Annotated in this window: 25 protein-coding genes and 1 pseudogene; 16 read left to right on the top strand and 10 right to left on the bottom strand. The window is 60.2% G+C overall.

The window, feature by feature from the left end; genetic code table 11:
• The first annotated feature begins 14 nt into the window (after positions 1-14).
• The 3 genes from ACR0NO_RS14270 to ACR0NO_RS14260 all read left to right on the top strand — a co-directional run bounded on the left by ACR0NO_RS14270 (position 15) and on the right by ACR0NO_RS14260 (position 3,029).
• Positions 15-1,355 (top strand): M16 family metallopeptidase, encoded by a 1,341-nt coding sequence (locus ACR0NO_RS14270; protein WP_480724419.1) that lies wholly within the window; start codon positions 15-17, stop codon positions 1,353-1,355.
• Entirely contained in the window at positions 1,352-2,656 is a 1,305-nt protein-coding gene (locus tag ACR0NO_RS14265) for a M16 family metallopeptidase (RefSeq protein WP_480724418.1), read from the top strand. The genes ACR0NO_RS14270 and ACR0NO_RS14265 overlap by 4 nt, the downstream gene beginning before the upstream one ends.
• 208 nt (positions 2,657-2,864) lie before the next feature.
• Positions 2,865-3,029, top strand: a complete 165-nt coding sequence (locus ACR0NO_RS14260) for a hypothetical protein (protein WP_480724417.1) — start codon at positions 2,865-2,867, stop codon at positions 3,027-3,029.
• Between the two features lie 52 nt (positions 3,030-3,081).
• Here the strand turns inward: ACR0NO_RS14260 and ACR0NO_RS14255 are convergent, their stop codons facing one another.
• Genes ACR0NO_RS14255 through deoC form a run of 3 tightly spaced genes read right to left on the bottom strand, consistent with a single transcriptional unit; the run spans position 3,082 to position 7,296 of the window.
• Positions 3,082-3,891 (bottom strand): SDR family oxidoreductase, encoded by an 810-nt coding sequence (locus tag ACR0NO_RS14255; RefSeq protein ID WP_480724416.1) that lies wholly within the window; start codon positions 3,889-3,891, stop codon positions 3,082-3,084.
• 25 nt (positions 3,892-3,916) lie between these two features.
• A complete protein-coding gene (locus tag ACR0NO_RS14250) occupies positions 3,917-6,250 on the bottom strand; it encodes an aldehyde dehydrogenase family protein (protein WP_480724415.1) in 2,334 nt (777 codons plus the stop codon).
• A 47-nt stretch (positions 6,251-6,297) separates the two neighbouring features.
• Positions 6,298-7,296, bottom strand: a complete 999-nt coding sequence (gene deoC / locus ACR0NO_RS14245; protein ID WP_480724414.1) for a deoxyribose-phosphate aldolase — start codon at positions 7,294-7,296, stop codon at positions 6,298-6,300.
• A gap of 202 nt (positions 7,297-7,498) precedes the next feature.
• Between deoC and ACR0NO_RS14240 the strand changes: the two genes are divergently transcribed.
• From ACR0NO_RS14240 to ACR0NO_RS14210, 7 genes are all read left to right on the top strand, one after another.
• Positions 7,499-8,452, top strand: a complete 954-nt coding sequence (locus ACR0NO_RS14240) for a metal ABC transporter solute-binding protein, Zn/Mn family (protein ID WP_480724413.1) — start codon at positions 7,499-7,501, stop codon at positions 8,450-8,452.
• Positions 8,453-8,455: 3 nt separating this feature from the next.
• Entirely contained in the window at positions 8,456-9,259 is an 804-nt protein-coding gene (locus tag ACR0NO_RS14235; protein WP_170679364.1) for a metal ABC transporter ATP-binding protein, read from the top strand.
• A gap of 3 nt (positions 9,260-9,262) precedes the next feature.
• Positions 9,263-10,468 (top strand): metal ABC transporter permease, encoded by a 1,206-nt coding sequence (locus tag ACR0NO_RS14230; protein ID WP_480724412.1) that lies wholly within the window; start codon positions 9,263-9,265, stop codon positions 10,466-10,468.
• A complete protein-coding gene (locus ACR0NO_RS14225; protein WP_480724411.1) occupies positions 10,465-11,394 on the top strand; it encodes a metal ABC transporter permease in 930 nt (309 codons plus the stop codon). Before ACR0NO_RS14230 ends, ACR0NO_RS14225 begins: the two co-directional genes overlap by 4 nt.
• 288 nt (positions 11,395-11,682) lie before the next feature.
• Complete coding sequence (gene mutL, locus ACR0NO_RS14220; RefSeq protein WP_480724410.1) at positions 11,683-13,545, top strand: DNA mismatch repair endonuclease MutL; 1,863 nt, start codon at positions 11,683-11,685, stop codon at positions 13,543-13,545.
• Between the two features lie 57 nt (positions 13,546-13,602).
• Positions 13,603-14,832, top strand: coding sequence for a DNA recombination protein RmuC (locus ACR0NO_RS14215; RefSeq protein ID WP_170459724.1), 1,230 nt, complete (start codon positions 13,603-13,605; stop codon positions 14,830-14,832).
• A gap of 28 nt (positions 14,833-14,860) precedes the next feature.
• On the top strand, positions 14,861-16,186 hold the full coding sequence (locus tag ACR0NO_RS14210; RefSeq protein ID WP_480724409.1) for an adenylate/guanylate cyclase domain-containing protein: 1,326 nt from the start codon (positions 14,861-14,863) through the stop codon (positions 16,184-16,186).
• A gap of 4 nt (positions 16,187-16,190) precedes the next feature.
• On the opposite strand, the gene ACR0NO_RS14205 is transcribed toward ACR0NO_RS14210, so the two are convergent.
• The 3 genes from ACR0NO_RS14205 to ACR0NO_RS14195 are packed head-to-tail and all read right to left on the bottom strand — an operon-like array spanning position 16,191 to position 17,817.
• Positions 16,191-16,595, bottom strand: a complete 405-nt coding sequence (locus ACR0NO_RS14205; protein ID WP_170379296.1) for a hypothetical protein — start codon at positions 16,593-16,595, stop codon at positions 16,191-16,193.
• 45 nt (positions 16,596-16,640) lie between these two features.
• Positions 16,641-17,291 (bottom strand): ChrR family anti-sigma-E factor, encoded by a 651-nt coding sequence (locus ACR0NO_RS14200; RefSeq protein ID WP_170473205.1) that lies wholly within the window; start codon positions 17,289-17,291, stop codon positions 16,641-16,643.
• 10 nt (positions 17,292-17,301) lie between these two features.
• Complete coding sequence (locus tag ACR0NO_RS14195) at positions 17,302-17,817, bottom strand: sigma-70 family RNA polymerase sigma factor (protein WP_425084919.1); 516 nt, start codon at positions 17,815-17,817, stop codon at positions 17,302-17,304.
• Between the two features lie 291 nt (positions 17,818-18,108).
• On the opposite strand from ACR0NO_RS14195, the gene ACR0NO_RS14190 reads away from it, so the two are divergent.
• From ACR0NO_RS14190 to ACR0NO_RS14175, 4 genes are all read left to right on the top strand, one after another.
• The gene (locus ACR0NO_RS14190) at positions 18,109-18,879 is read left to right on the top strand and encodes a DUF1365 domain-containing protein (RefSeq protein WP_480724408.1); all 771 of its coding nucleotides are present in this window, start codon (positions 18,109-18,111) and stop codon (positions 18,877-18,879) included.
• Between the two features lie 87 nt (positions 18,880-18,966).
• Complete coding sequence (locus ACR0NO_RS14185; RefSeq protein ID WP_170379290.1) at positions 18,967-19,284, top strand: DUF3775 domain-containing protein; 318 nt, start codon at positions 18,967-18,969, stop codon at positions 19,282-19,284.
• Between the two features lie 139 nt (positions 19,285-19,423).
• On the top strand, positions 19,424-19,651 hold the full coding sequence (locus ACR0NO_RS14180) for a DUF1127 domain-containing protein (protein WP_170379288.1): 228 nt from the start codon (positions 19,424-19,426) through the stop codon (positions 19,649-19,651).
• A 128-nt stretch (positions 19,652-19,779) separates the two neighbouring features.
• Positions 19,780-19,911: a hypothetical protein gene (locus ACR0NO_RS14175; RefSeq protein WP_480724407.1), complete on the top strand. Its 132-nt coding sequence runs from the start codon at positions 19,780-19,782 to the stop codon at positions 19,909-19,911.
• 103 nt (positions 19,912-20,014) lie between these two features.
• On the opposite strand, the gene ACR0NO_RS14170 is transcribed toward ACR0NO_RS14175, so the two are convergent.
• The 4 genes from ACR0NO_RS14170 to ACR0NO_RS14155 are packed head-to-tail and all read right to left on the bottom strand — an operon-like array spanning position 20,015 to position 23,503.
• Positions 20,015-21,157, bottom strand: coding sequence for a saccharopine dehydrogenase family protein (locus ACR0NO_RS14170; protein WP_480724406.1), 1,143 nt, complete (start codon positions 21,155-21,157; stop codon positions 20,015-20,017).
• A gap of 3 nt (positions 21,158-21,160) precedes the next feature.
• The gene (locus tag ACR0NO_RS14165) at positions 21,161-22,213 is read right to left on the bottom strand and encodes a saccharopine dehydrogenase (RefSeq protein WP_480724405.1); all 1,053 of its coding nucleotides are present in this window, start codon (positions 22,211-22,213) and stop codon (positions 21,161-21,163) included.
• Between the two features lie 14 nt (positions 22,214-22,227).
• On the bottom strand, positions 22,228-22,842 hold the full coding sequence (locus ACR0NO_RS14160; protein WP_480724404.1) for a glutathione S-transferase family protein: 615 nt from the start codon (positions 22,840-22,842) through the stop codon (positions 22,228-22,230).
• Between the two features lie 10 nt (positions 22,843-22,852).
• Positions 22,853-23,503, bottom strand: a complete 651-nt coding sequence (locus ACR0NO_RS14155; protein ID WP_480724403.1) for a histidine phosphatase family protein — start codon at positions 23,501-23,503, stop codon at positions 22,853-22,855.
• 135 nt (positions 23,504-23,638) lie between these two features.
• On the opposite strand from ACR0NO_RS14155, the gene ACR0NO_RS14150 reads away from it, so the two are divergent.
• Positions 23,639-24,835 (top strand): Zn-dependent hydrolase, encoded by a 1,197-nt coding sequence (locus ACR0NO_RS14150; protein ID WP_480724402.1) that lies wholly within the window; start codon positions 23,639-23,641, stop codon positions 24,833-24,835.
• Between the two features lie 287 nt (positions 24,836-25,122).
• Positions 25,123-25,243, top strand: a pseudogene (gene gcvT, locus ACR0NO_RS14145) (glycine cleavage system aminomethyltransferase GcvT); the annotation flags it as partial.

Genomic DNA, 25,243 nt, shown 5'->3' with positions numbered 1-25,243 from the left:
ACGGAGGATGCCCCATGGTTCGGGCTTTGGCACTATCTGCCGCCCTGATGGCAGCCACCCCGGTCCTGGCCGAGGACGGGAAAGAGGCGGTCACAACCTTCACTTTGGACAACGGCATGGATGTCGTCGTGGTTGAGGATCACCGCGCGCCGGTCGTGCAGCACATGGTTTGGTATCGCGCCGGATCGGCAGACGAGCCGATCGGGTCGTCCGGCGTGGCGCATTTCCTCGAACATCTGCTGTTCAAGGGCACCGATACTCTGGCACCGGGCGAATTCTCGGCCACGGTTGCGGCCAATGGGGGTAATGACAACGCTTTTACCTCTTATGACTACACGGCCTATTTCCAGCGCGTCGCAGCCGACCGGCTGGAACTGATGATGCAGATGGAATCGGACCGGATGCGCAATATTCGCCTGTCCGAAGACGATATTGCCACCGAACGCGACGTGATTCTGGAAGAGCGAAACCAGCGCACTGACAACAACCCGCGCGCGCTTTTTGGCGAGCAGATGAACGCGGCACAGTACCTCAACCACCGCTACGGCGTCCCGATTATCGGCTGGCGGCATGAGATGGAGACGCTGGACATGGAGGACGCGCTCTCCTTCTACCAGACCCACTATGCCCCCAATAACGCCATCCTTGTCGTGACCGGAGACGTCGACCCGGACGAGGTGCGCAGCCTTGCGGATCAGTATTACGGCGTGATCCCGGCCAATCCGGACCTGCCGGAACGCGTGCGCTCGCAGGAGCCTCCGCAAACCGCGGAACGTCGCCTGACCTACAAAGACCCGCGTGTGTCGCAACCCTATGTGCAGCGCAGCTATCTGGCCCCGGAACGCGATCCGGGCGCACAGGAGAAAGCGGCAGCCCTATTTCTGTTGGCCGAGCTTCTTGGGGGCGGCACGACCTCTTATCTGAACGAGAAACTGCAATTCGAAGATCAGGTCGTTACCTATGCAGGCGCGTTCTACCGGGGGGTCTCGCTGGATGACACCACCTTTGACTTGCTGGTGGTTCCGGCCGAAGGCGTCTCGCTGCAAGAGGCCGAGGATGCCATGGATCGGGTCGTGGCTGAGTTCATCGCCGAGGGCGTGAACGAAGAAGATCTTGATCGGATCAAGATGCAGCTGCGCGCCTCGCAGACCTACGCCCGTGACAATGTGGACGGCATTGGTAACCGCTACGGCCGTGCCCTGACCAGCGGATTGACGGTTGAGGATGTACAGGCCTGGCCCGACGTTTTGCAGGCCGTGACCGGAGATGAAATCATCGCCGTCGCCCGTGAGGTTCTGCAACTGGAAAGCTCGGTTACCGGCTGGCTGATGAAGGATGATGAGGTGACCCAATGAAACGCATCTTCGCAACCCTGATCGCCTTTGTCATCGCGCTTCCCGCATGGGCCGAGATTGAGATTGAGGAGGTCACCTCGCCCGGTGGCATCACAGCATGGCTGGTTGAGGATCACTCGATCCCCTTCGCGGCTTTGGAGTTGCGCTTTCGCGGCGGCACCTCGCTGGATGACCCGGACAAGCGTGGCGCGGTTTACCTGATGAGCGGCCTTATTGAAGAGGGCGCGGGTGATATGGATGCCCGCACCTATGCGCGCGAGCTGGAGTCGCTGGCCGCCTCATTCACCTATAATGCCGGGGACGACTCAGTTTCGATCTCGGCCCGTTTCCTGACCGAAAACCGGGACGAGGTGATTGATCTGCTGCGCACAACCTTGCTTGAGCCGCGCTTTGATGAAGACGCGGTGGAACGTGTGAAGGCGCAGATCCTGTCCGGCCTGCGCTCGGACCAGACCGATCCTAACGATATAGCCGGTCGCAGCTTTGCCGCTATGGCTTATGGCGATCATCCCTACGGGTCTGAGGGCAAAGGCACACTTGAAACCGTGGCGGCGCTGACACGCGACGATGTAGTCACCGCCTATGACAGCGTATTTGCCAAGGATCGCCTCTATGTGGGCGCTGTCGGCGATATCACCGCCGAAGAGCTCGGCGCGCTGCTGGATACCTTGCTGCTGGACCTGCCAGAGACAGGCAAACCGATCCCGGAAAAAGCCGAGGTTCAGATCGAGGGTGGCGTAAGCGTGGTCGAATTCGACACGCCGCAATCCGTGGCGCTGTTCTCGCAGAAAGGGATCGACCGTGATGATCCCGATTTCTTCGCGGCCTTTGTGCTGAATCACATCCTTGGCGGCGGCGGTTTCGAAAGCCGCCTGATGCAAGAGGTGCGCGAAAAGCGCGGCCTGACCTACGGCGTCTATTCCTATCTTGCGCCCAAGGACCTTGCCTCGGTCTATCTGGGTTCGGTGTCGTCCTCCAACGATCGCATCGCCGAAGCCGTCGAGGTGATCCGCGACGAATGGGCCCGAGCAGCGTCCGAGGGTGTAACCCAGAAGGAGTTGGACGACGCCAAGACCTATCTGACAGGTGCCTATCCTTTGCGGTTTGATGGCAACGGCCGTATTGCCGGGATCATGGTCGGGATGCAGATGCAGGGTCTGCCGATCGACTATATCGCGACTCGCAACGACAAGGTGAATGCGGTGACGCTGGATGAGATCAATCGCGTCGCGTCTGAACTGCTGGACCCAGAGGGCCTGCACTTTACCATTGTCGGAAAACCCGAAGGGGTGGACGGCTGACACCGTCCCCCACGCTGAGGGCAGGATACCTATTGATAACGAGCGATGCGCCGCTTACCGGATCGGCGACTCTCCGCCTTAACTAGCCGTTAACGCGTCTCGGCCATACTTTCGCCAGAAATGTCGAGGATTCTGTGTTAGTCGGGACATGAGATGAGATTCCTTTGGTCCTCATGTCTTGTCACAGCTTGGGATGGATAGTGACGCTATGGTAGTTGCGATTATGGGATTGGGAACAGTTGCAGGGTTGCTGACCTTTACTGCTGCTCTGATTCTTGGCCAATCCCTGCTCAGCGCCTTTGCTCTTTACGTGGTGGCCGGCGTCCTGACCTCGCTGCTGGTTGCCGCAGGGATCTATTTCAGAAGCTCTTGAACGAGCTATAGCCGAAACAAAGTCCTACGCCTGAACATTCAGCCTTCAAGCTTTAGCCCTTTTTCGCCGCCCGCAGCATCTGGCCCATCATCTGCCCAAACTTGCCCGAGCCGCGCTGATACAAGGCTCCATCAACCGCCATGACCGTGCCGCTGATATAGCTGGCCATATCAGAGCTGAGGAAAAGGCAAGCGTTGGCCACGTCCTGCGGTTGGCCCCAACGACCCAATGGAACGTCCTTGCGCAGCGCTTCGCCCGCATCGGGGGTTGGCGCAAGGCGTTTGGCCCCTTCGGTGCCCTCGATGAAACCAGGCACGACCGAGTTCACACGGATGCCTTCTGCGCCCCATTCCATGGACAGGGTTCGGGTGATCTGATCAACACCCGCCTTGGCCGCGCAGACATGAGCCTGCCCTTCGTACGGAAGATAGGATTGCGGGGCCGAGATGTTGATGATGCTGCCACCGGGCCGTTTGAGGTAAGGGTAGGCCCCTTTCAAAACATGAACGGTGCCCATCAGATCGATGTCGACTACGGTCTTGAACGCATTGACCGACATCTCGGACATCAGCGCTGGGAAATTCCCCGCCGCACCTGACACCAGCACGTCGAAATCGCCAAACGCGTCATGGAACTGTTTCAACCCCGCCGCCACGGCGTCCGGATCGCGCACGTCAAACGCCGCACCCATGGCCTCTGCCGCGCCTGCCGCTTTCAGCGCCGCGACCGTGTCATCCACTTTTTCTTGTGAACGGCTGGCAACGGCAAGTTTGGCACCCGAGGCCGCAAAGGCCTCGGCAATGCCCCGGTTGATACCGCTGGTGCCGCCTATGACGATGACGGTTTTTTTTGCAAAGTCCATGTGGGCCTCCCGTGATGCGGGAGCCCTACTCGCCGTAGGGCACCCAGATGTTTTTCACTTCGGTCGCAGCCTGCAGGAAGCGGCGCGAATGGTCCATGCTCCAGTCAAATGCCGTCGCGTTATTGACCCAGGTCCGTTTCAGGTTCCCGGCTGAGACGACCTCGATCTCTTTTGACAGATCCGTCGAAGAGAACGACCAGACCGCATCCACGTTCAGGTGTGAGGCCAGTGGTTTCGCCAATTCCGCATGGCTGCCGGTCAGGATATTGACCACACCTGCGGGCACGTCCGAGGTTTCGAGGATCTGATAGAAATCGGTGGCGGCCAGCGGATACGGCTCCGAAGCCGCCAACACCACCCGGTTCCCCATCGCAATCGCAGGGGCCATCGCCGAGACCAGACCCAGCAGCGGCGCCTCATCCGCGCAGAGCGCGCCGATCACGCCGACGGGTTCCTTCATGGCGATTGCCACGCCCCGGATCGGAACGCCATGCACCTGACCGTCATATTTGTCGGCCCAGGCGGCTGCGGTGAACAGGCGCTGGATCGAAGCTTCGACCTCTTTCGTGCCGTCCTTTTTGCCGGTCATGGCGTCGATCCGGGCGGCGAACTCACCCGCGCGGGCCGAGAGGTTTTCGCCGATATAGTACAGAATTTGTGCCCGCAGATGACCGGTTGTCTTGGACCAGCCTTTCGCGCCTGCTGCGGCTTCTACCGCGTTGCGGACGTCCTTGCGGTTCGCCAGACCTACATGGCCCAGCAGGCCCGACTTGCCCCAGACAGGTTTCGAATAGCCGCCATCGGGCCGTGCCTGCTTGCCGCCAACATACATCTTGGCGGTTCGGTCGATAGGATCGACCGGAGCCCCTTCGCCGACGGTCGCCTCGACCTTGGTCAACGGCTTGGCCTTGCCTTTGGGCTTGGTATAGGCCGTCAGCCCCTCCCAGCCACCTTCCCGTCCAAAACCGCTTTCGCGCACACCGCCGAACCCGGCGGCGGCGTCGAACAGGTTGGTGGCATTCACCCAGACCACACCAGCAACCAGCTTGGGCGCGATATCCAGCGCGAGGTTCACATTCTCGGTCCAGACCGTCGCGGCCAGCCCGTAGCGGGTGTTGTTCGCCAGTTCGACCGCCTCAGCCGGGGTGCGGAAAGTCGAGGAGACCAGAACCGGGCCAAAGATCTCCTCCTGCATCAGAGGGTCCGAGGTCTCGAGTCCCGAGATCAGTGTCGGCGGATAGTAGCAGCCGTTTTCCGGCAACTCACAGGCTGCGTGGTGGACATGGCCTGCGGTGTTGCTATCGACCATGGATTTGATCGTCTGCAGCTGAACCGGGTCTACAACCGCGCCGACGTCGATACACTTGTCCAGCGGATCACCGATGCGCAAGCCGTCCATCCGGGCGCGCAGCTTGTCGTGAAAGCGGTCGGCAATGCCCTCCTGCACCAGCAGGCGGGAGCCCGCACAGCAGACCTGACCCTGATTGAACCAGATCGCATCGACCAGACCTTCGATAGCGGAATCAATATCGGCGTCGTCGAACACGATATAGGCGGACTTGCCGCCCAGCTCCAAAGTCAGTTCCTTACGCGAACCAGCCGTTGCCTCGCGGATACGCCGCCCCACAACGGTCGAGCCGGTAAACGCGATCTTGTCCACGTCCGCGTTTACGATCATCTCGCCCACCGCACCGTCACCGGTCACGATATTGACGACGCCCTTGGGTAGCCCGGCCTGTGAGCAGATATCAGCGAACAGCAGCGCAGTCAGCGAGGTATATTCGGCCGGTTTCAGAACCACCGTATTCCCCATCGCCAGCGCGGGCGCGATTTTCCAGGCCAGCATCAGCAGCGGGAAGTTCCACGGGATAATCTGCCCGCACACACCCAAGGCCTCAGCTTCGGGCAGCTCGCTCTCCATCAATTGCGCCATACCGGCGTGATAGTAGAAGTGGCGTTGCGCCAGAGGGATGTCGATGTCACGCGATTCACGGATCGGCTTGCCGTTATCCATGCTCTCCAGCACGGCGAACAAGCGCGCGTGTTTCTGCAAAAGTCGCGCAATGGCATAGAGATACCGCGCCCGGCCTGCGCCACCCAGTTTCTCCCACTTGGGCTGTGCCTTGCGGGCAGCGGCGACGGCGGCGTCCACATCCGCCTGCTTGGCTTGGGTCAGCTTGGCCAGAACCTCTCCGCTCGCGGGGTTGCGACTTTCGAACCCTTTGCCCGGTTTGGTGAAACTCCCGTCGATATAGTGACCGAACTTGTCGCCCTGATCGACCAGCCAGGCCAGCGCCTCGGCCGCGCTTTCTGGGGCGGGGCCGTAATCCATGGTGCCGAAGATTTCTTTGACTGTCATGACTTCATCTTTTCCCAAATACTCATTGTCCCGTGCGTGCCGCAGGCTCAGCCGAGTGAATGACGATAACCGGCGGAATACGCGCCCGTCACATAATGTTCCAACTGCCGTTCGATATCGCCCAGCAGCGACGATGCGCCAAAGCGGAACAGGTCGGGTTCCAGCCAGCGGTCGCCCAGTTCATCCTTGATCAGCGACAGGTACACCAAGGCATCCTTGGCCTTGGAGATACCACCCGCAGGCTTGTACCCCACACGATACCCGGTGCGGTCATAGTAGTCGCGGATCGCGCGGATCATCACCAGCGAGACGGGCAGGGTGGCGTTGACGCTTTCCTTACCGGTCGAGGTTTTGATGAAGTCTGCCCCCGCCATCATGCACACCAGCGAGGCGCGCGCGACGTTGCGCAGGCTGCCCAGCTCTCCGGTCGCCAGAATGGCTTTGACATGGGCATCGCCGCAGGCGGCGCGGAAGGCTTTCATCTCATCATACAAAGCCTGCCAGTTCCCCGACAGCACGTGCCGGCGCGAGATGACAATGTCGATCTCTTCCGCTCCGGCTTTCACGCTCTCTTCGATCTCGGCCACGCGCAGGTGGAATGGCGACAGGCCTGCCGGAAACCCGGTGGAGACGGCAGCCACGGGTATCCCAGTGCCTTTCAAAGCGGCAACGGCAGTCTCGATCATGTCGTGATAGACGCAGACGGCCCCTGTGGTGATTGCGGGCATATCCAGCGCTTGTAAAGTTGCTGGCGCAACCGGTTGGCGCGCCTTGGCACACAAACGGCGCACGCGTCCCACCGTGTCGTCACCTGACAGGGTGGTTAGGTCGATCATCGTGACCGCCTTCAGCAGCCACGCGGCCTGATAGTCCTTCTTCACCGACCGCCTACCGGGCAGGGTTGCCGCCCGGCGTTCGATCGCCGAGGTATTGGCCTGCACGGCCCGAACCCAATCTAGATCAAGATCCATTCCGGGGTTTCTGGGTTCGGTTACTTGCGGCAGATGCGCGGTGCGCACGGGGCTGTCTGAGCGCTGCGGTTCCATTCTCACATCCTTTGGGAGGTTTGCGCCAAAATCGCACGGCTTGGCCTTAAATGGAAGGCAGCAGAGCGGTCTCATGGCAGTTTTTTGACCATTTGGACAAATAAAGCGGGATTTTGTTGCGACTAATTCGCAATAGCATTGACTTAGTTGCGAGTCGTTCTCATATTTCACCGCAACAGGGTCCGAACTCCGGAGATCAACTATGATTCGTCGCAATTTTCTTGCTGCTCTCGCAATCGCCGCCGCTATGCCGCTTGCTGCATGGTCGCAGGCGCCGCTGAAAGTCGTGGCTACGACCGGCATGATTGCCGACGCCGTGCGACAGGTCGGCGGCGATCAGGTTGAGGTAAAGGGCCTCATGGGTCCCGGCGTTGATCCGCATGCCTATCGCCAGACCCGCAGCGATATCGTCGCCATGACCCGCGCGGATCTGGTGCTGTGGCACGGTCTCTACCTTGAGGCGCAGATGGAAGATTTCTTTGAAGACCTCGGCCGCAAGCAGACCGTGGTTGCCGTGGCCGAAAGCGTCGATAAATCGAAGCTACGTGCGCATGATGACTATGCCGACAAATATGACCCACATATCTGGATGAGCCCGGCCCTTTGGGCCGATGTGGTCACCAAGGTCCAAGAGACGCTAACCGAGGCCCGCCCCGAAGCTGCCGAGATTTTTGCCGCGAACGCACAGGCGCATCTGGCCGAGCTGGACGCCCTGACAGCCTATGCTGAACAGGCCCTGACCGCAGTGCCCGAGGACAGCCGCGTACTGCTAACCGCCCACGACGCCTTCGGCTATTTCGGTGCGGCCTATGGCTATGAGGTGATGGGCGTTCAGGGCATCTCGACCCAGTCCGAGGCCGGTCTGAACCGGATCGGAGAATTGGTCGACACTTTGGTCGACCGCCAGTTGACGGCCGTGTTCGTAGAAAGCTCGGTGTCGGATCGGTCTATGCGCGCGCTGATCGAAGGCGCGGCGGCCAAGGGGCACAAAGTCTCGGTCGGGGGTGAGCTGTATTCCGATGCCATGGGCGAGCCAGGTACCTATGAGGGCACCTATGTCGGCATGCTGGATCACAATATCACCGTGATCGCAGGGGCCTTGGGGGCGGATGTCCCCGATCAGGGTCTGAACGGCAAACTGTCTGCGGGGTTTTGAGTGATGCTAGAGCTTGCAGCGGTTCAGGGTGTTTCCGTCGAAGACCAAGGGATTGAGGCCAGCCCGCTGGCGGTGCGTGGTCTGACAGTCTCATACGGTCAGAAGCCTGCTGTATTCTCGGTGGATATGACAGTTCAGCCGGGGGCGATGACGGCGATTATCGGCCCGAACGGGGCAGGGAAATCAACACTCCTGAAAGCGGCGCTTGGGATCGTGACGCCCTTGTCCGGGCAGGTGACTGTATTTGGTCAACTGCTCGAGGAACAACGTGCCCGGATCGCCTATGTCCCGCAGCGCGCCAGTGTTGACTGGGATTTCCCGACCCGCGTTATTGACGTGGTTCTCATGGGCCTGTCGCGTCAACTGGGCCTGTTGGGCCGTGTCCGCGCGCGGCACAAAGCGGCTGCAATGGATTGCCTGAACCGCGTTGGCATGCGCGATTTTGCAGATCGTCAGATCGGCCAGCTGTCCGGCGGCCAGCAACAGCGGGTGTTCCTAGCCCGTGCCTTGGCGCAGGACGCCGATCTTTACCTGTTGGATGAGCCCTTCGCCGGTGTCGATGCGGCCACCGAAAAAGCCATCATCGCAGTGCTGAAATCGCTGAAGGAGGCGGGCAAGACCGTGGTAGTCGTCCATCACGATCTGGCCACGGTCACGGACTACTTTGATCATGTCTTCCTGATCAACACGCGCAAGATCGCCGAAGGCTCGGTGGCGCTGGCCTTTACCGCTGAAACCCTTCAGTCCGCATACGGAGGCCGCTTGGCCACCGCGCAAATCGACCAGATTTCGCGCGCGCTGGGGTAGGGAATGCTCTGGGATGCGCTCAGCCTGCAGCTTGGCTACAACGCCACGCTGGTCGCTATTGGTGCGAGTTTGCTGGGAGTCTCGGCCGGAGTGACCGGCACCTTTCTGTTTTTGCGCAAACGTGCGCTGGTTAGTGACGCGATCAGCCATGCGACTTTGCCAGGGGTCTGTCTGGCCTTCATGCTGTTGGTCGCCCTTGGTGGTGACGGGCGCAACCTGCTGGGTCTGCTGGCGGGATCGGCGGTCTCGGCTTGGGTTGGTCTTCTCTGCCTGAACTGGCTGACTCGCCACACGCGACTGGCCGAGGATGCGGCAATCGGCGCGGTTCTATCGGTGTTCTTCGGTTTTGGCATCGTCCTGCTGACCGTCATTCAAACCATGGGCGTTGGTCGGCAAGCGGGGTTGGAGGGGTTCCTGCTGGGCTCAACGGCCGGGATGCTGTGGGCGGATGCCTTGATCATCGCAATCGGAGGCGCGGCGACCCTGGTGCTGGTGATGATCCTGCGTCGCCCTATGACTTTGGTGGCGTTTGACCCCGAATATGCCGCCGCCCGTGGCTTGCCCGTGCATCGCATTGACCTAGCGATGATGGGGTTGGTGATGGCGGTCACTGTGGTTGGGCTGAAGATCGTTGGCCTGATCCTGATCGTGGCTTTGCTGATCATCCCTCCGGTCACTGCGCGGTTCTGGTCCGAGCGGTCGGATCGCGTTGTCTTGCTGGCCGGTCTCGCGGGTGGTTTGGCAGGCTTTATCGGCGCTGCCCTGTCGGCCACTGCGCCGAATCTGCCGACTGGGCCAATCATAGTCCTGGTCAGCTTCGCCTTTTTTGTCCTGTCCCTGTTCCTCGCCCCGGTTCGAGGCGTTCTGGCCGCCGTTCTGCGCCATCTGAGGTTCCAACGTCGGGTGCATATCCGACAAGGGCTGTTGGCTTTGGCGCAAGGCCAGAAAATCTACGAACCTTTAACCCTGCGCCTGTTGCGACGCGCTGATCTTGTTCGTGCTGATGGCGTGGCGACCGAGGCTGGCAAAGCTCGCGCTGCCAAAGCGTTGCGCGATGAAAAGCGGTGGGAGGTCGTTCGCGCAGATCAGGCGCACGAAGCGACTGCCGCGCTATACGATGGCCTGCGTGACATCGAAACCGTACTGACCAAGGATCAGATCGCGGAAATAGACAATCGCATCGGCGGACCACAGGGGGTTCCGGCATGAGCGGTGAGGAATTCGTACCACTGTCGCTGACGCCACTGTTGATTGGCACCTTTGCAGCGATTGCCTGCGCCTTGCCCGGCAACTTCCTCGTGCTGCGCAAACAGGCGCTGATCGGGGATGCGATCAGCCATGTGGTTCTACCCGGCATCGTTGTAGCCTTTCTGCTGACCGGAGCGATCTCAACCTGGCCCATGATGCTGGGCGCGGCGGGAGCGGCGATCGTGGCCGTTGTTCTGATCGAGGCGATCAGGAGGCTGGGCCAGATCGAACCGGGTGCGGCTATGGGCGTGGTCTTTACCACCATGTTCGCGGGAGGCGTGCTGCTGTTGGAGCAGACGGATACCTCAACCGTACATCTGGATGTGGAACATGCGCTTTATGGCAATTTAGAAAGCCTGATCTGGCTGGATGCGACGGGCTGGTCCTCGCTTTGGGACTTGCAGGCCTTGGCCGGACTGCCGCCTGAACTGCCGCGGATTGCAGTGACGATGCTGGGTGTTCTGATGTTCACATGGCTGTTCTGGCGGCCGCTGAAAATCTCGACCTTCGATGAGGGGTTCGCTCGCACCATAGGCATCCGCACGGGCGCGCTAGGGCTGGCGTTGGTCATTGTCGCCGCGATCGCCGCTGTTGCCGCCTTTGATGCCGTCGGATCGATCATCGTGATTGCCATGTTCATCTGCCCCCCGGCTGCAGCACGCATGATGACCAACCGGCTAGAGACGCAAGTCGCCTGGAGCGTGGGGTTCGCCATCCTCTCAGCCGTGTCGGGCTATGTGCTGGCCGGGTATGGCCCGCTTTGGGTGGGCGCGGCGGACGCCGTCAGTGCGGCCGGGATGATCGCCACAATGTCCGGCGTGATTCTGGCCCTGACTGCCCTCTTCGGCCGGTGCCGCACCCGAGTGGGTGCACACACACCTGCGTGAAGCGGCACTTTCCTGCCACTGGTTCCCGCAGTTCATCGGCTGAACTTTGCCCAGAGTAAATAAAGATGACTCTTAATAAGCAATTTAACTAATTGCATGTTAGGTCAACTACATTACCGGCTAACAACTACCACTCACTTCGGTAAGTCCGGGCAGGGTTCGGTGAGGGCGGCGCAGCCAGCCCCCGAACACTGTCCGGCCCCCCTCCCTTCTTGATCTGAAAGATCGGCCGATATTACGGTTCAATCCGGTGGCAGAATCGGGCCGTGATGTGCTAGGTCTGGTGGTATGGCGCAGACGACCCCCAATATCAGCGAAACACGACCCGTTATCCGGCAGCTCGACGATGCTGCGATCAACCGCATCGCCGCGGGTGAAGTGGTCGAACGTCCGGCTTCGGCCGTCAAGGAACTGGTCGAGAATGCCGTCGACGCCGGAGCCACCCGTATTGCCATAGATATCGCGGACGGGGGCAAGACCTTGATTCGTGTCACCGATGATGGCTGTGGTATCGCGCCCGAGGATCTGCCGCTGGCCTTGTCGCGCCATGCGACCTCGAAAATCGACGGGTCGGACCTTTTGAACATTCACACCTTCGGCTTTCGGGGTGAAGCTTTGCCCTCGCTCGGCGCGGTAGGTCGTTTGTCGATCACCAGCCGCGTTCCGGGGGCGAATGCGGCGTCGATTGCGGTATCGGGCGGCAAGATGGAGGCGGTGAAGCCCGCCGCCCTTCGTGCAGGCACAGTGGTCGAGCTGCGCGATCTGTTTTTCGCCACGCCGGCACGGCTAAAGTTTATGCGCACCGATCGGGCCGAGGCGCAGGCCATCGGTGATACGGTCAAGCGCCTCGCCATGGCTGAGCCTTCCGTCACGTTCATCTTGCGCGACGTCTCGGGCGGAGGTGAGGGCCGCGTGACCTTCCGCGCCGACCGCGAGAATGGCGATCTTTTTGATGCCCTTCACGCCCGTCTGGCCCGCGTGATCGGGCGCGAGTTCGCCGAAAACGCCCTGCAGATCGATGCGACCCGCGAAGGCATCCGGTTGTACGGTTATGCTGCCCTTCCGACCTATTCGCGCGGGGCTGCTGTCGCGCAATACCTATTCGTCAATGGCCGTCCGGTCCGTGACAAGATGCTCACGGGCGCGCTTCGGGCCGCATACTTCGACTTTCTCAGCCGTGACCGCCACCCTGCTGCGGCGCTTTTCATCGACTGCGATCCGACGCTGGTGGACGTGAACGTGCATCCCGCCAAGTCAGAGGTTCGGTTCCGCGATCCCGGCGTCGCGCGTGGTTTGATCGTATCCGCCCTGCGCCACGCGCTGGCCGAAGCCGGACATCGGGCGTCCTCGACCGTTGCCAACGCGACTTTGGGCGCGATGCGGCCCGAGGCGCCGCAGCCTACCCCTGCGCGGGTCTACCAGATGGACCGGCCGTCGCAGGCGGCCCGGCAAGCCGCGTATCGGGCGCAATCCCCCGGCTTTGCTGAATTGGCAAGGGACTATAGCGGCAGCATCGTTGAGCCGACCCCGGTTGTGACCCCGGTGACCGCTGAAGAACCCGCGCCTCAGGACCTGCCCTTGGGGGCAGCACGCGGTCAGGTGCATGAAAATTACATCATCGCACAAACCGCCGACGGGATGGTCATCGTCGACCAGCACGCGGCGCATGAGCGGTTGGTTTATGAAAAGCTCAAAACGCAAATGGCCGAGAACGGTGTCGCCGCGCAGGCTTTGCTGATCCCCGAGATCGTCGAGCTGTCCGAAGGCGATTGCGCACGGTTGATGGCAGTGGCCGATGACCTCTCGCGCCTTGGTCTGACGCTGGAGCCTTTTGGCGGCGGTGCCATTGCCGTGCGCGAAACCCCCGCCATTCTGGGTGAGGTCGATGCCCGCGCGATGATCCTGGATATCCTCGATGAGCTGGCCGATCAGGGCGACAGTCAGATGGTACAGGCGCGGATTGAGGCGATCCTCAGCCGCGTTGCCTGCCATGGCTCAATCCGCTCTGGCCGCCGGATGCGGGCCGAGGAAATGAACGCCCTGCTGCGCGAGATGGAGGCCACCCCGCATTCCGGCCAATGCAACCACGGGCGACCCACTTATGTTGAACTGAAACTCAGCGATATCGAGCGCCTGTTCGGGCGCAGTTGATCCGGTCTCGCGAAGCGTTTAAGAAGATAGAAACAAAACGAGAACACACAGGTTTATATGATCGAGATTGCAGGCACCCAATATGCACTGAATGACCCCGTAATCCTCGTTGCGGGTGGTGTTCTGGCGCTGATCCTCTTGTTGCTGTTCCTGTCGCTGCGGGCGTCTCAGCGTTCCGCGCGAATGGCGGAGCCTCTGGCGCGTCAGATGGCGCATCTGGGGCAACATGTGCAGGCTTTGGGGCAGGGGCAGGAGCAATTGCGCGGAGGGCTGCAGCACGTCTCGGACACTCAGGCCAATGCGCAGGTGCAGGTGATCCAAACGGTCGAATCCCGCTTGTCCTCGGTACAGCAGCAGATGAATGACCGGCTGGCCGACAATGCCATGAAATCAGCTCGCGCGCTGGCTGAGATGCAGGAGCGGATGAAGGAATCTCTGCACGGGTCCTCTAAGCAGACCGCGACCTCGCTGACTCAGCTGCAGGAGCGGTTGGCCGCCATCGACAAGGCGCAGGACAACATCACCAAGCTGTCCGGCGATGTTTTGTCGCTGCAGGATATCCTGTCGAACAAACAGACGCGGGGCGCGTTTGGTGAGATTCAGCTGAATGACATCGTCTCCAAAGCGCTGCCGCATGACAGTTTCCAGTTACAGGCAACCCTCTCGAACGGACGCAGGGCGGATTGTCTGATTCATCTGCCGAACCCTCCGGGGCCGATTGTGATCGACAGTAAATTCCCGTTGGAGGCCTATGAGGCGCTGATTGGCTCGACCAATGATGCCGAGTTGAAGGCGGCGGTTCAGATGTTCCGCAGCACGGTGCGCAAACACATCAACGATATCGCTGAGAAGTACATTCTGGACGGTGAGACCGCCGATGGCGCGCTGATGTTTTTACCGTCCGAGGCGGTCTATGCCGAGTTGCACGCCAAGTTCCCCGAATTGGTGCAGGAGAGTTTCACCAAACGCGTCTGGATCGTGTCGCCGACCACCTGCATGGCGACGCTGAATACGATGCGCGCGATCCTCAAGGACGCGCGGATGCGCGAACAAGCAGGCGCCATCCGCAAAGAACTTGGGATGCTGCACAAGGATGTCGAGCGTTTGGGCGACCGCGTTGCCAATTTGGATCGCCATTTCGGACAGGCGGCCAAGGATATCTCGGACATCAAGATCAGCGCGGAAAAAGCTGGCCGCAGGGCGCAACGGCTTGATAACTTTGATTTTGAGGAACTGGCGCCAGAGGCCCCGTCGGAGGTCGTCCCTTTAACGCGGCACGAGGGCTGAATGCGCATCCTGACAGACAGGTTGCTGAATGAAAAACACGGCGCACCCGCCTGAAATTGACCAACTGCTGAGAACGGCCGAACAGGACGCGGAGCAGATCGTTGGCCTGTTGCGGATGGGTGTTGCAGCGGGTCTTGGCGTCTTTTTCCTCGTCACGATCCAACCGGTTTCAAACAGTGGACACGCGGTTCTGGAGCGCCAATGGGCGTTCGCGTTCGGAACCCTCTTTGCCTATTTCCTGCTTGGGTTTGTGACATGGATCGCGGCCCGCAAGGGGCGCTTTTCGGGTTGGATGGCCTGGCCTGTGTCGGGCGCGGATTCTGTGTTCCTGATTGTCTCGGTTTGGTTGGGCTTGCTCAATACCGGCCTTGTCGGGGACGAGGTCTTCGTTTTGCCCGCCGTCTGGCTGGTCCCTGTAGTCCTGGCTTTCGGAGTATTGCGCGGCAACCCCAAGGTCATGTTGATGCAGGTTGTCTTGCTGTCGCTTGGGTTTCTGTTCCTGATCGGGATAAATGCAGGATCCGCGCGCGGCCACACAGACAGCCCCATCTGGCTATTTTTGGCGCCTCCGCCCAACCTGATCCGCGTCTTCATGATCGCTCTGGCCGGGGTGGTTCTGATCGTCGCCGCAAGGCGGGTTCACAAGTTGCTGTTCCAATCCATAACTGAGGCGCAGCGTCGCGCGAACCTGACGCGCTACCTGCCCTCGCAGGTCGTTCAAGACCTCGGCGACAGCGGATTGGCAGCTTTGAAAAACGGACGCCGCCAAAAGGCCGGTTTGATTTTCATCGATCTACGCGGATTCACGACACTGTCGCAACAGCTCAAGCCGGATGAGGTCTCTGAACTGGTCTCAGACTACAGGCGTCGGGTCTCAACCGTCGTGCGTCGGGAAAATGGTATCATCGACAAGTTCATCGGAGACGCCGTCATGATCGTGTTTGACGGCGAGCAGGCCGCAAAACGCTGCCTGAACTGCGGCGCAGGACTGTTGGACGAAATGGCCCGCTGGACTGCCGAGCGCAAATCGGCGGGCCTTCCGTCACTTGGCACCGGAATCGGCTTGCATTGGGGTGAGGTTTTTCTCGGCGTGATAGGCGATCAGGACAGGCTGGAGTTTTCGGTGTTTGGAGACGCGGTGAACATAGCCGCACGACTTGAAAGCCTGACCCGCGATCTGGAAATGGACTTGATCGTCTCGAACGACCTTGTGACAGCGGCTGGAGGGCCGGGCCTCTTGGACGGACTGGTCAGCATCCCCCCGATCGAGGTCAAGGGCCGCAGCGGCGCGTTAGAGCTGTTGGGGGTTCCCATTCGGTCTGAAAACGCCGAAGTCGACAGCGAGGCCATGTAGCACCTTACTGGATCGACAGGTCCAGATTGTAGCCCACGGTTTTGCCTGTATCTCGGTCATTGCCCATCAAGTACACGCGGATCGTATAGTCCCCGTCCTCGGGCAGATCGATCCGGGCGGTGTTGCCGTCAATCGAGCCGTTATAGATCGCGACGCCATCGCTACCGGGGGGCAGGATGTTGAAATAGACCACACCATTGCCGTTGGTATCGCTGACCTTGAGGTCGGCAAACATCTCTTGCCCGGCTTTCGCGCCGAGCGAGTAGTCAAAATACTCATCTCCGGTCACGGTACCGTTGACCATTGTGCCAAAGTTGCCTGGCTCGAACTTCACATCAGCCTTCATCTGGGCAGACGCAATCGTGGCAAAGCACGCAAAGCCAAGCGCAATCAAGCTTGTTCGGTTCATGAAATATCTCCTGTCAGAGGCAGTTCTGATCCGAACCATACACGATCAGATTCGCAGGAAGGGCTGGAAAAGGCGCGGCATCAGTTTGCTAAACTTCAGCGGTGCGTCCGTAACGGCCAGACAGATGCAATCCTCGGTGATGTCGGCCGTCGGCGTGTGATGCAGATCTTCATCTGCAATCTCGACATCGCCACGGGCAAAGCGATCAACCTCATCCGAAAAGGCACCCTGAAGAACCATCGTCAATTCAGTACCGTTGTGGCTGTGATCCGGGACGGCGACACCTGCAGGGATGAACAGCAAGCGGGCAGTGGCCTCCTTGCTGGTCGGCAGGATCGCCTGTTTCACGCCCATGCCAATCGGTTTCCACTGAATGTCATCAACTGTCCCACCGACATAGTCTTGCAGGGGGGTCGGCAGGATGGCGCAGCCCGGACGAGCGGGCTTGGGGGTCGGTGCGCCTTGAGAAATCAGGGCCATCGTGGCGGCAAGGGATGTGTCGCTCATGCTGACAGCATCGGGTTGTGCGTCCAGGACATGTCCGCCCACGGCCTCATAACTTTCGGCGCGCGCACGGCAGTGGTCGCACAGCGACAGATGGGTTGCGACCATCAGGTCGAATGCCTCGGGCAGAGAGCCGGCGGCATAGGCCATCAGCAGCTCATCTGTCAGGTGGTGTTTAATCGACTGGCTCATCTTGCTCATCTCAGTTCATCGCGTGGCGCAAGCGGTCCAGCGCCAACCTAATACGTGATTTGATCGTTCCCAGGGGCAACCCGGTCTGAGACGCAATCTCACGGTGACTCAGATCACCGAAATACGCCTTCTCGATCAGCTCTCTCTGCGCCTCGGGCAACGCCAGCATGGCGGTGCGCAGCTGCGCGGTTTCCTGTTGTAGCGCAAGGACATCGTCCTGGTCCGGCTCAGCTTCGGGGCCCCATCCCAGTTCCTCGGGTTCAGGGCGGCGTTGCTTGCGCAGGACGTCAATGCGCTTGTTCCGAGCGATGGTGAAGACCCAAGTGGCCACCGTGGCCCGTGACGGATCGAACAGATGGGCCTTGTGCCACAAGGTCGCCATCACCTCTTGCGCGCATTCCTCAGCCAGCGCGGCGTCTGATCCTGACTTCATCAGGAACGCCTTTATACGCGGCGCGAAATGCTGGAACAGCTCGGCAAAAGCCGCCTGGTCCTGCGCGTCTCGGATGCGCCTGACATGTTCCACCCACTCGGTCCTGGTGTCGCAACTGCCGTTCGTTCCGTTCACCTGTCTACCCTTGATGCGTTTCTTTGCGCGCCAAGGCTGAGGGGCGGCCTGTTCGGCCGCAGGTTCGTCCAAGGTCACGGTATTGATCTCGGTAAACATAACCGGATTACGCGGGGGGCACCAAGGCGGATCACTTTCATGCGACAAAAAAAGTCCAAACCGGGGTGGATTCCGTATTTCAAATAACGTCTCTTTTCTGAAAAGGGCGCAAGTCGAACAATTTACAGGCAAAGCAGGACGCGCGGCGGAATGAAAAATATCGACCACATAGCAGGTTACACCTACCACGGTCGCAAAGGGGCGATTGAAAACGCCTTTCGCTATTCGGTCGACTACATCCTGCTGGACCCCGAGGCCGATCTGTCCACGCCGCTGCTTTTTTCAGTCGACCGCGTGAACATCACCAATTGGCGCAGGTCAGATCATGGCGGTGAACCGGGGCAGGGGATCGGAGCCCCATGGCTGCGCGCCCGGTTTGAGGAACTCGAGGTACCCCAGCCGGCGCAGATCATGTTGCTGACGCAGCCGAGGGTTCTGGGCCATGTTTTCAACCCGGTCAGTTTCTGGTTCTGTTTTGATCGGGATGGGCAGTTTTACGCCGTGGTCGCTGAGGTTACCAACACTTACGGGACGCGCCACAGCTATGTCTGCCACAAGCCGGGTTTCGCGGTCATCGACCCTTCGGACCGGGTGGTGGCGGACAAGCTGATGCATGTGTCGCCCTTCCAGAAGATTGAGGGGAATTACACGTTCCGCTTCGACTATCGCCCCGACCGTGTTGGGGTATGGATCGACTATGGGCGGGAAGGAGGCGGGCTGATCGCCACGCTGACGGGTCCGCGTCAGCCGCTGACCAACCGCTCTATACTATGGTCGTTGTTGCGGCGTCCGTTTGGTGCGCGGCGCACCTTTGCGCTGATCGTATGGCAGGCAATCAAGCTGTGGATCAAAAAAGCCCGCTTTCGTCCGTTCCGCACTGCGCCTGTTCCGGATCAACCGGTGTCGCGGGTTCGGCGATAGTTGCCCCTCTGTTTGCGTAAGATCAAAGACTCAGGGCGCGTGTCGGGGTCTGATGTGTCGAAACCGCGAACAAGAGGAGCTGAAGGCATGTTGGAAATTTCGGCAAGGAAAGTGGCTCAGGTTGCCATGATGGGACGTGAGCTGGGACGGGCCGAAGGTGAGTTGCGCGCCTTTGTCGACCGGATGAGCGAGGATGAGCAAGCCGAGTTGGTCGCCATCATGTGGATCGGGCGCGAAAGCTTTTTCGCCGAGGATCTTGCCGAGGCCATTGCCACCGCCAAATCCGAGGCCTCAACCCCCTGCGCCGATTATCTGATCGGCACACCGCATCTGTCGGACCACCTTGAGAACGGGTTGGATGCGTTGGGCATATCGGCTGAGGATATCGAGAACGATCTGATGTAGCCAAAGGCTCCGGATAGCGCGTGCCATCGTGCTCCATCTTCCTAAAGAAACTTTAATGGAACGCTGCTTTTTGGTTAACGCAGCGTCCCTTTATTTGATGTCAGTACTGCACTGAAAATCAAATTTAGGAGGAAAAGAAATGGCACATACACATACTGCAGAAGCCCGGACTGGCCTCTTTGACGGTTTGTTCTCGAACTACGCGGACGCAAAGGTCGAGTTTTTTCGGAGACGCATTTTCTCGAACACGGTGCGCAATCTGGAAAGACTTTCGGATCACCAACTCGCGGATATCGGGATTGATCGGAGCGAGATCAAACAGCGCGCCTATGAGAGCGTTTTCAACGGTGCCCCACTTCGGCAATGAAACAGGGTCCGCGACCGTTCACAAACGCCGTTTATATAATGAGTGAGGTAACGAATATGTTTGATGTCATCCCGCCCGCGAATCAGCCAACGCCATCCGCTACGGCTCTACTTCTGTTTGATCGCGCAATGCGTATCAGGGCCATAAGTCCGGAAATTGTGCGTGCTGCGCAGTATCTGGATGGCCTGAGCGACAATCAGTTGGCCGAGTTGGGCATAAACCGCAGCGATATCGAGGACACGATCAATCGATACATCTGACGCTCGGGCGTCGTAAGGAAAGCCAGACTAAGAGATGGAAAAAATACGAGATTGAAGGCCATTCCAGACATGCTGGGATGGCCTTTTTCTTTTTACCGGCTGGTTAACCCAAGTGATCCACGATTTGTAGATGCTGCGAGAGCGTGTCGATTTCACCCATCCAGCCTTGCACCAGTTTCGGATCGCTGGGTGCCGCGTGAACGCCAGCAGGGATGGCGCGGTTCAGGACGGCTTCAACCGCCAGCGAAACCGGGATCGACACCAGACGCGCCATCGCGGTGCCGCGTTCATCGCCCCAGGCATCCATGACGTAGGTTTTGTGCCAAACCTCAACGCCGTCTTTCTCGGCCTTCAGGCCAACGCAAAGCACCACGCGGTCGGGCTCGCCTTCGTCATAGGCGTTCTCGGCCCAGAACTGGTCCGACATCTCTTTCAGGCGCGCGTCACCTTCGGGGCCTGAGAGGGTTTCGATTTCGGTGAACACGTCGGCCCATGCGTCTTTCCAGCCGTTCAGGCGCAGAGTGCCGCGGACGAATTCTTTGACCGGCCAGTGATCCTCGAATTGGTATTCGGCCATAAAGGGCAGCGAGTCGCGGTTGGGATAGACCTCAAAGCTTTCCGGGGTAGGCAACGGCGCGATATAGCTGCTGATCGCGTCCCAGGGGCGGGCGACGTCCAGCGGGGCGTAGTCGCGGATCGATTTTGACGGTGAGCGAAGCGCCTTGAGGACGCCCAGTGGCGACCAGCTGAACTTGTAGCGGAACGGGTTCGGGTTCTTGGGGATACCGCCGCAATAAGAGATAAAGCTCAGATGGTTTTGCGCATTAAAAGCGTCCGAGGCGCGGTAGTCGGCCACCAAAGCATGCGCCATCAGATGGTCGATGCCCGGGTCCAGCCCGACCTCATTGACCAAAGCCACACCAGCCTCGCGTGCCTTTTCGTCCAAAGCGCGCATCTCGGGCGCGATATAGGAGGATGAGACGAAGTTCGCTTCTTTCGAGATCGCCAGTTCCGCCAGCGGCGCGTGCCAGTCGCCCGGCAGCATCGAGACGATCACGTCGCCCTTCTCCAGCACCGCGCCTAGAGCGTCGATGTCAAAGGCGCGGATGTCGTCGGTCAGGTCTCCAACCTCGGCCTTTGCCTTCTCGATGGTTCGGTTCCAGACGGTGACCTTGTGCCCGCCTTCGATCAGGCGGCGCAGGCCGGGGATGGCCGACAGGCCGGTACCACACCAGTGAATCGTCATCGCTCAGATCCCTCTCATATGCGTTTTGTAGGTTGCTTCTGCCCGACCCCAGACGCCGCTGTCCAGATCGGTGAGCGTCAGCAGAGACGGCAGCAGTTGCGCCGCGTAGTCTTGCGAGCTTTCGACCGGCAGCATCGAGGGCAGGTTGTCGATGGCCATCACATCCATCACCGGGTCGGTGGCGACGCGCAGGGCTGGAGCCTCCCACGAGGTGGCGCGGTCATAGATCGGGACCGGGTTATAGTTGCTGTCCGGGTCGCAGGCCACGTCGCCGATGGCGGTCAACTTACGCGGCGCGGTCAGCGCCTCGCGCGGGACAAAGACCGGCGTGCCGGGGCGCGCGAAAATGCAGTTCAGGAACAGGTCATGATCCAGGATTTCCGGGAATGGGCCTCCGCTGGCGGTCTCGGCCATGTCCCATTTGGTGACGTTGACACCCATCGCTTCGCACATATCTGCGGCACCCTTACCCACTCGGCCTAACGCGCCGATAACGATGGCGCGAGGGCGGGTGCCAATGGCGTCCAACTCGGCCAGCAATTCGGCGTTCAGGGCGTCTTTGTTGGCATAGACGCCAACGGGCGGGCATTCCTGTCCGCGTTGCTGTGCGGCCCATGTTTTCAGCGTGACCGCTGCCCCGGCATATCCGGCCCAATAGCCAAAAGCGGCGACACGTCGGCCGTTTTCGTCGACCAGATATTCCAGATCATAAAGCGTGCCGCCGCCCACCTTGAACCGCTCTAGCAGTGCCCGACCGGAATGTTGGCCCTTGTAGGCATGGCCAAACATGATGTGGCGATGAGGCAGGGGGGTGCCGTCCTCGGGCAGCTCTTTCAGGCCGAAGATGATCGCGTCCTGCGGGGCCTCGGGCCAGCTGTTTTCAGCCGCGATCTCGCAGCCTGCGTCCTTGTAACCGTCCAGCGGGATGGCGCGGACAGAGCTTTCTTCGACCGTCAGACGGATGCCTGCCGCGATCAGCGCGGCGGCGCCTTCGGGGGTCAGGCCGACCCGTTCTTCGTTCGGGCGCTGTTCTGCCCGGACCCAGAGATGTGTCATCATATTTCCTTTTGTCAGAGCATTCCGGCGGCCTGCACCGCCTGAACCGAACCCCGCGCTTCCATCGCCTCGCGGAAGGCGAGAATCTTGGGAAAGGCCGAGACGTCTACGCCGTCGCCTTCCAGCCAACTGCACACCACATAGAGGTAGGCATCGGCCAGTGAGAAGGTCTCGTCCAGTACAAACGGCCCGCGCAGCCCGTTCGACGAGATGTATTTGCAGGACGCGGTCATGGTCTGCGCGACCTTGTCCTTCATGTCTTTCCAGCTGGATTTCTTGTCGGCCCAGCGGTGCCCGCGCATCTTGTGGGCATGGTTCACATGCATGGTCGAGGCGAGGTAGTACATCACCTCGCGCATCCGCGCGGCCATGACCGGGTCTTCGGGGACCAACCCGGCCTGCGGGGCGATAGTTGCGATATAGTCCAGCAACGCGCCGGTCTCGGTCAGAATACCGCCATCCACCGCCAGCGCCGGAACCCGGCCCTTGGGGTTGATCTGCTTGTAGGCGGGTTTGGTCTGTTCGCCATTGGCAAAGTCCAACCGGATCGCCTCATACTCCAGACCGGCCTCCTCCAGCGCTATTGCGACAGCGACCGAGATGGTGCGGGGAGCGTAGTAAAGCTGCATCGAGACCTCCTTACAGATGGGTCTGGGCGAACTGACGGTCTGGCGCTTCCAGATGCGGGGTCGCGTTGAACAGAACCGGGCTGAGCTGCGCTCCAATCGGGTGGAGGCGGTGCATCGAGGTGTTCATGATGGCAAGGGCCACCCGCGCCATCGACGGGATATCCAGACCCATCGCCTGCCGCACAACCATCGAGATCAACCCGCCCGAAGTTACAACAATGGCCGGCCCACCCTCGGTTCCGATTTCATGCAGGGCGTCACTGACGCGGGTTTCAAACTGTTCGAAACTTTCGGGCGCATCCTGGATGTCGCCATCGGCCCACGCAGCGAAGGTGCGGGGCAGGTGATCAACAAACCCTTCGCGATCAGTCGGGATCGCCACGCCGTGCTGTTCGTGAAACAGCTGCGCCAGGGTGAAATACTCGATCTCGTTTAGGCGTGCGTCGCGAACCGGCTCAGGCAGCCCCATGCTCGAGGCGGTTTCGACATGCCGGGTCAGCGTGCCGCAATAGACGCGAGGATAATGCGCGCGCGTGTCGCGCAGATGCGCGCCCAGCCAGCGCGCTTGCTGGTGGCCCAGATCGCTGAGCTTGTCGTAGTTTGCCTCGTCCCGCGCTGCCGTGTTGGCCTGACCGTGACGAACCAGTGTTATATGTGACATGGCGGTCCCTCTTGCTGGCAAGTCTTAGGGCAGGTTCCGGGCCGGGGCCAGAGGGGTTTGGCAAAAATCGAAGGGTGATTGCAGGTTGCCGCCCGGGCGCTATGGTTGGCCGCGCAAGACGTTTGGGGGGAGTTCATGGCAATCAACGAAAACCGCTTTTTGGCCGATCTGCACAAGCTGCGCGAATTCGGTGCCTCGGGCGTGGGCAAAGGTGTCATCCGCCCTGCCTATTTCGAGGCCGACATTGCCGCCCGGAAATGGCTGGCGAACCGGATGGCCGAAGCGGGCCTGACCCCGCAATTTGATCCGGTCGGGAACCTGTTTGGTTTGGCCGAAGGGCCGTCCCTGCTGATGGGGTCACATAGCGATAGTCAACCCGAGGGCGGTTGGCTCGACGGTGCTTTAGGCGTGATCGCCGCGCTTGAGATTGCGCGCAGTAGCGATCAGCCAGTCTCGGTCGTCAGCTTTCAGGATGAAGAGGGACGGTTTGGCGTCACCACAGGTTCGGCCATCTGGTCGGGCGGGCTGCCTTTGGATCAGGCGGACAAACTGACCGACCATGCAGGCGTGCCGTTTGCTGCGGCTCGGGGCGCGATGGGCGATCTGGCGGAGGGCTTTGTCGATCCTACCCGTTTCACAGGCTTCATCGAGATGCATATCGAGCAAGGCCCAACGCTTGATACCCAGAAAGAGCAAATCGGCGTTGTCACCGACATCGTCGGCATACGCGATATGGTGGTTCAGTTCGACGGTCAGCAGAACCACGCCGGAACCACCCCGATGCACCTGCGTCGCGACGCGTTTCAGGCTCTGTCTGTGTTCAACACCCGTCTGAACGACCGGTTCCGAAACGTGGTTGCGCCGCAAACTGTCTGGACCATTGGGCATGTGGATCTGCACCCCAACGCCTCGTCCATTGTACCGGGTCGGGTGCGGTTTTCGATGCAATGGCGTGACGGAGATGCCGACCGTCTTGCAAGGATGGAGGAGGTCATTCGCGCCACAGCCGCCGAGATCGCCGCAGAGATGGGCGTGGGCTTAAGCTACGGCCCGATGCTGGGGTTGGAGCCGGTGGCCATGGACTCCTCGCTCCGCGCTGCGTTCGAGCATGGGGCGGAACAGGTCGCGCCCGGCAAGTGGCGCAGGATGCCCTCGGGGGCGCTTCATGACGCCACCAACGTCTCGCGCTTGATGCCGGTTGCAATGCTGTTTGTGCCGTCTATCAACGGAATCAGTCACGATTTTGCCGAGGATACCGCCGAAAGTGACCTGATCGCCGGGCTTCATGTGCTGGATTACGCCGTTCAAAGGTTGCAGTCGCAACCGCAGTGAGCTGTAGCGAATACACAAATTCTCAATTGTCTGCATGACTATAGCCAAACTCCGAGTTAAATGTGCAGCTTCGCAAATGTGCCAGTTACCAGCGCAGGGAATATCGTCTGTTGCCTAACGGAAAAAAGTTTCCTATAGGAACATTGCCGATGCATGCGCTCGTATACATGCCCGCTCTGGCTGCGGTTCTGGGCCGAAACACCAAGGCTGAATCGTTGCATTAGATCCAGCTTGGGGCAAACTTACGGGTATGCGTTCCGACCACTCGATACGAAAAGGTATCTGCCATGACCGACGCACCGAATCGCACTCCACTTTACTCTCTTCATGTTGAGTTGGGTGGAAAGATGGTTGATTTTGCGGGCTGGGAGATGCCTGTTCAGTATCCGTTGGGGATTATGGGGGAGC

The sequence above is a fragment of the Ruegeria sp. CL3 genome (genome assembly GCF_056536505.1).
This window is presented reverse-complemented; position numbering and strand designations above follow the sequence as displayed.

Coding starts and splice junctions, on each gene's coding strand:
- deoC (WP_480724414.1), bottom strand. CDS start 7,296: ATGGAACCGCAGCGCTCAGACAGCCCCGTGCGCACCGCGCATCTGCCG.
- ACR0NO_RS14230 (WP_480724412.1), top strand. CDS start 9,263: ATGCTCTGGGATGCGCTCAGCCTGCAGCTTGGCTACAACGCCACGCTG.
- ACR0NO_RS14270 (WP_480724419.1), top strand. CDS start 15: ATGGTTCGGGCTTTGGCACTATCTGCCGCCCTGATGGCAGCCACCCCG.
- ACR0NO_RS14250 (WP_480724415.1), bottom strand. CDS start 6,250: ATGACAGTCAAAGAAATCTTCGGCACCATGGATTACGGCCCCGCCCCA.
- ACR0NO_RS14210 (WP_480724409.1), top strand. CDS start 14,861: ATGAAAAACACGGCGCACCCGCCTGAAATTGACCAACTGCTGAGAACG.
- ACR0NO_RS14215 (WP_170459724.1), top strand. CDS start 13,603: ATGATCGAGATTGCAGGCACCCAATATGCACTGAATGACCCCGTAATC.
- ACR0NO_RS14260 (WP_480724417.1), top strand. CDS start 2,865: ATGGTAGTTGCGATTATGGGATTGGGAACAGTTGCAGGGTTGCTGACC.
- ACR0NO_RS14265 (WP_480724418.1), top strand. CDS start 1,352: ATGAAACGCATCTTCGCAACCCTGATCGCCTTTGTCATCGCGCTTCCC.
- ACR0NO_RS14190 (WP_480724408.1), top strand. CDS start 18,109: ATGAAAAATATCGACCACATAGCAGGTTACACCTACCACGGTCGCAAA.
- ACR0NO_RS14165 (WP_480724405.1), bottom strand. CDS start 22,213: ATGACACATCTCTGGGTCCGGGCAGAACAGCGCCCGAACGAAGAACGG.
- ACR0NO_RS14235 (WP_170679364.1), top strand. CDS start 8,456: ATGCTAGAGCTTGCAGCGGTTCAGGGTGTTTCCGTCGAAGACCAAGGG.
- ACR0NO_RS14200 (WP_170473205.1), bottom strand. CDS start 17,291: ATGAGCCAGTCGATTAAACACCACCTGACAGATGAGCTGCTGATGGCC.
- ACR0NO_RS14175 (WP_480724407.1), top strand. CDS start 19,780: ATGCGTATCAGGGCCATAAGTCCGGAAATTGTGCGTGCTGCGCAGTAT.
- ACR0NO_RS14180 (WP_170379288.1), top strand. CDS start 19,424: ATGGCACATACACATACTGCAGAAGCCCGGACTGGCCTCTTTGACGGT.
- ACR0NO_RS14150 (WP_480724402.1), top strand. CDS start 23,639: ATGGCAATCAACGAAAACCGCTTTTTGGCCGATCTGCACAAGCTGCGC.
- ACR0NO_RS14225 (WP_480724411.1), top strand. CDS start 10,465: ATGAGCGGTGAGGAATTCGTACCACTGTCGCTGACGCCACTGTTGATT.
- ACR0NO_RS14185 (WP_170379290.1), top strand. CDS start 18,967: ATGTTGGAAATTTCGGCAAGGAAAGTGGCTCAGGTTGCCATGATGGGA.
- ACR0NO_RS14155 (WP_480724403.1), bottom strand. CDS start 23,503: ATGTCACATATAACACTGGTTCGTCACGGTCAGGCCAACACGGCAGCG.
- ACR0NO_RS14240 (WP_480724413.1), top strand. CDS start 7,499: ATGATTCGTCGCAATTTTCTTGCTGCTCTCGCAATCGCCGCCGCTATG.
- ACR0NO_RS14160 (WP_480724404.1), bottom strand. CDS start 22,842: ATGCAGCTTTACTACGCTCCCCGCACCATCTCGGTCGCTGTCGCAATA.
- mutL (WP_480724410.1), top strand. CDS start 11,683: ATGGCGCAGACGACCCCCAATATCAGCGAAACACGACCCGTTATCCGG.
- ACR0NO_RS14255 (WP_480724416.1), bottom strand. CDS start 3,891: ATGGACTTTGCAAAAAAAACCGTCATCGTCATAGGCGGCACCAGCGGT.
- ACR0NO_RS14205 (WP_170379296.1), bottom strand. CDS start 16,595: ATGAACCGAACAAGCTTGATTGCGCTTGGCTTTGCGTGCTTTGCCACG.
- ACR0NO_RS14170 (WP_480724406.1), bottom strand. CDS start 21,157: ATGACGATTCACTGGTGTGGTACCGGCCTGTCGGCCATCCCCGGCCTG.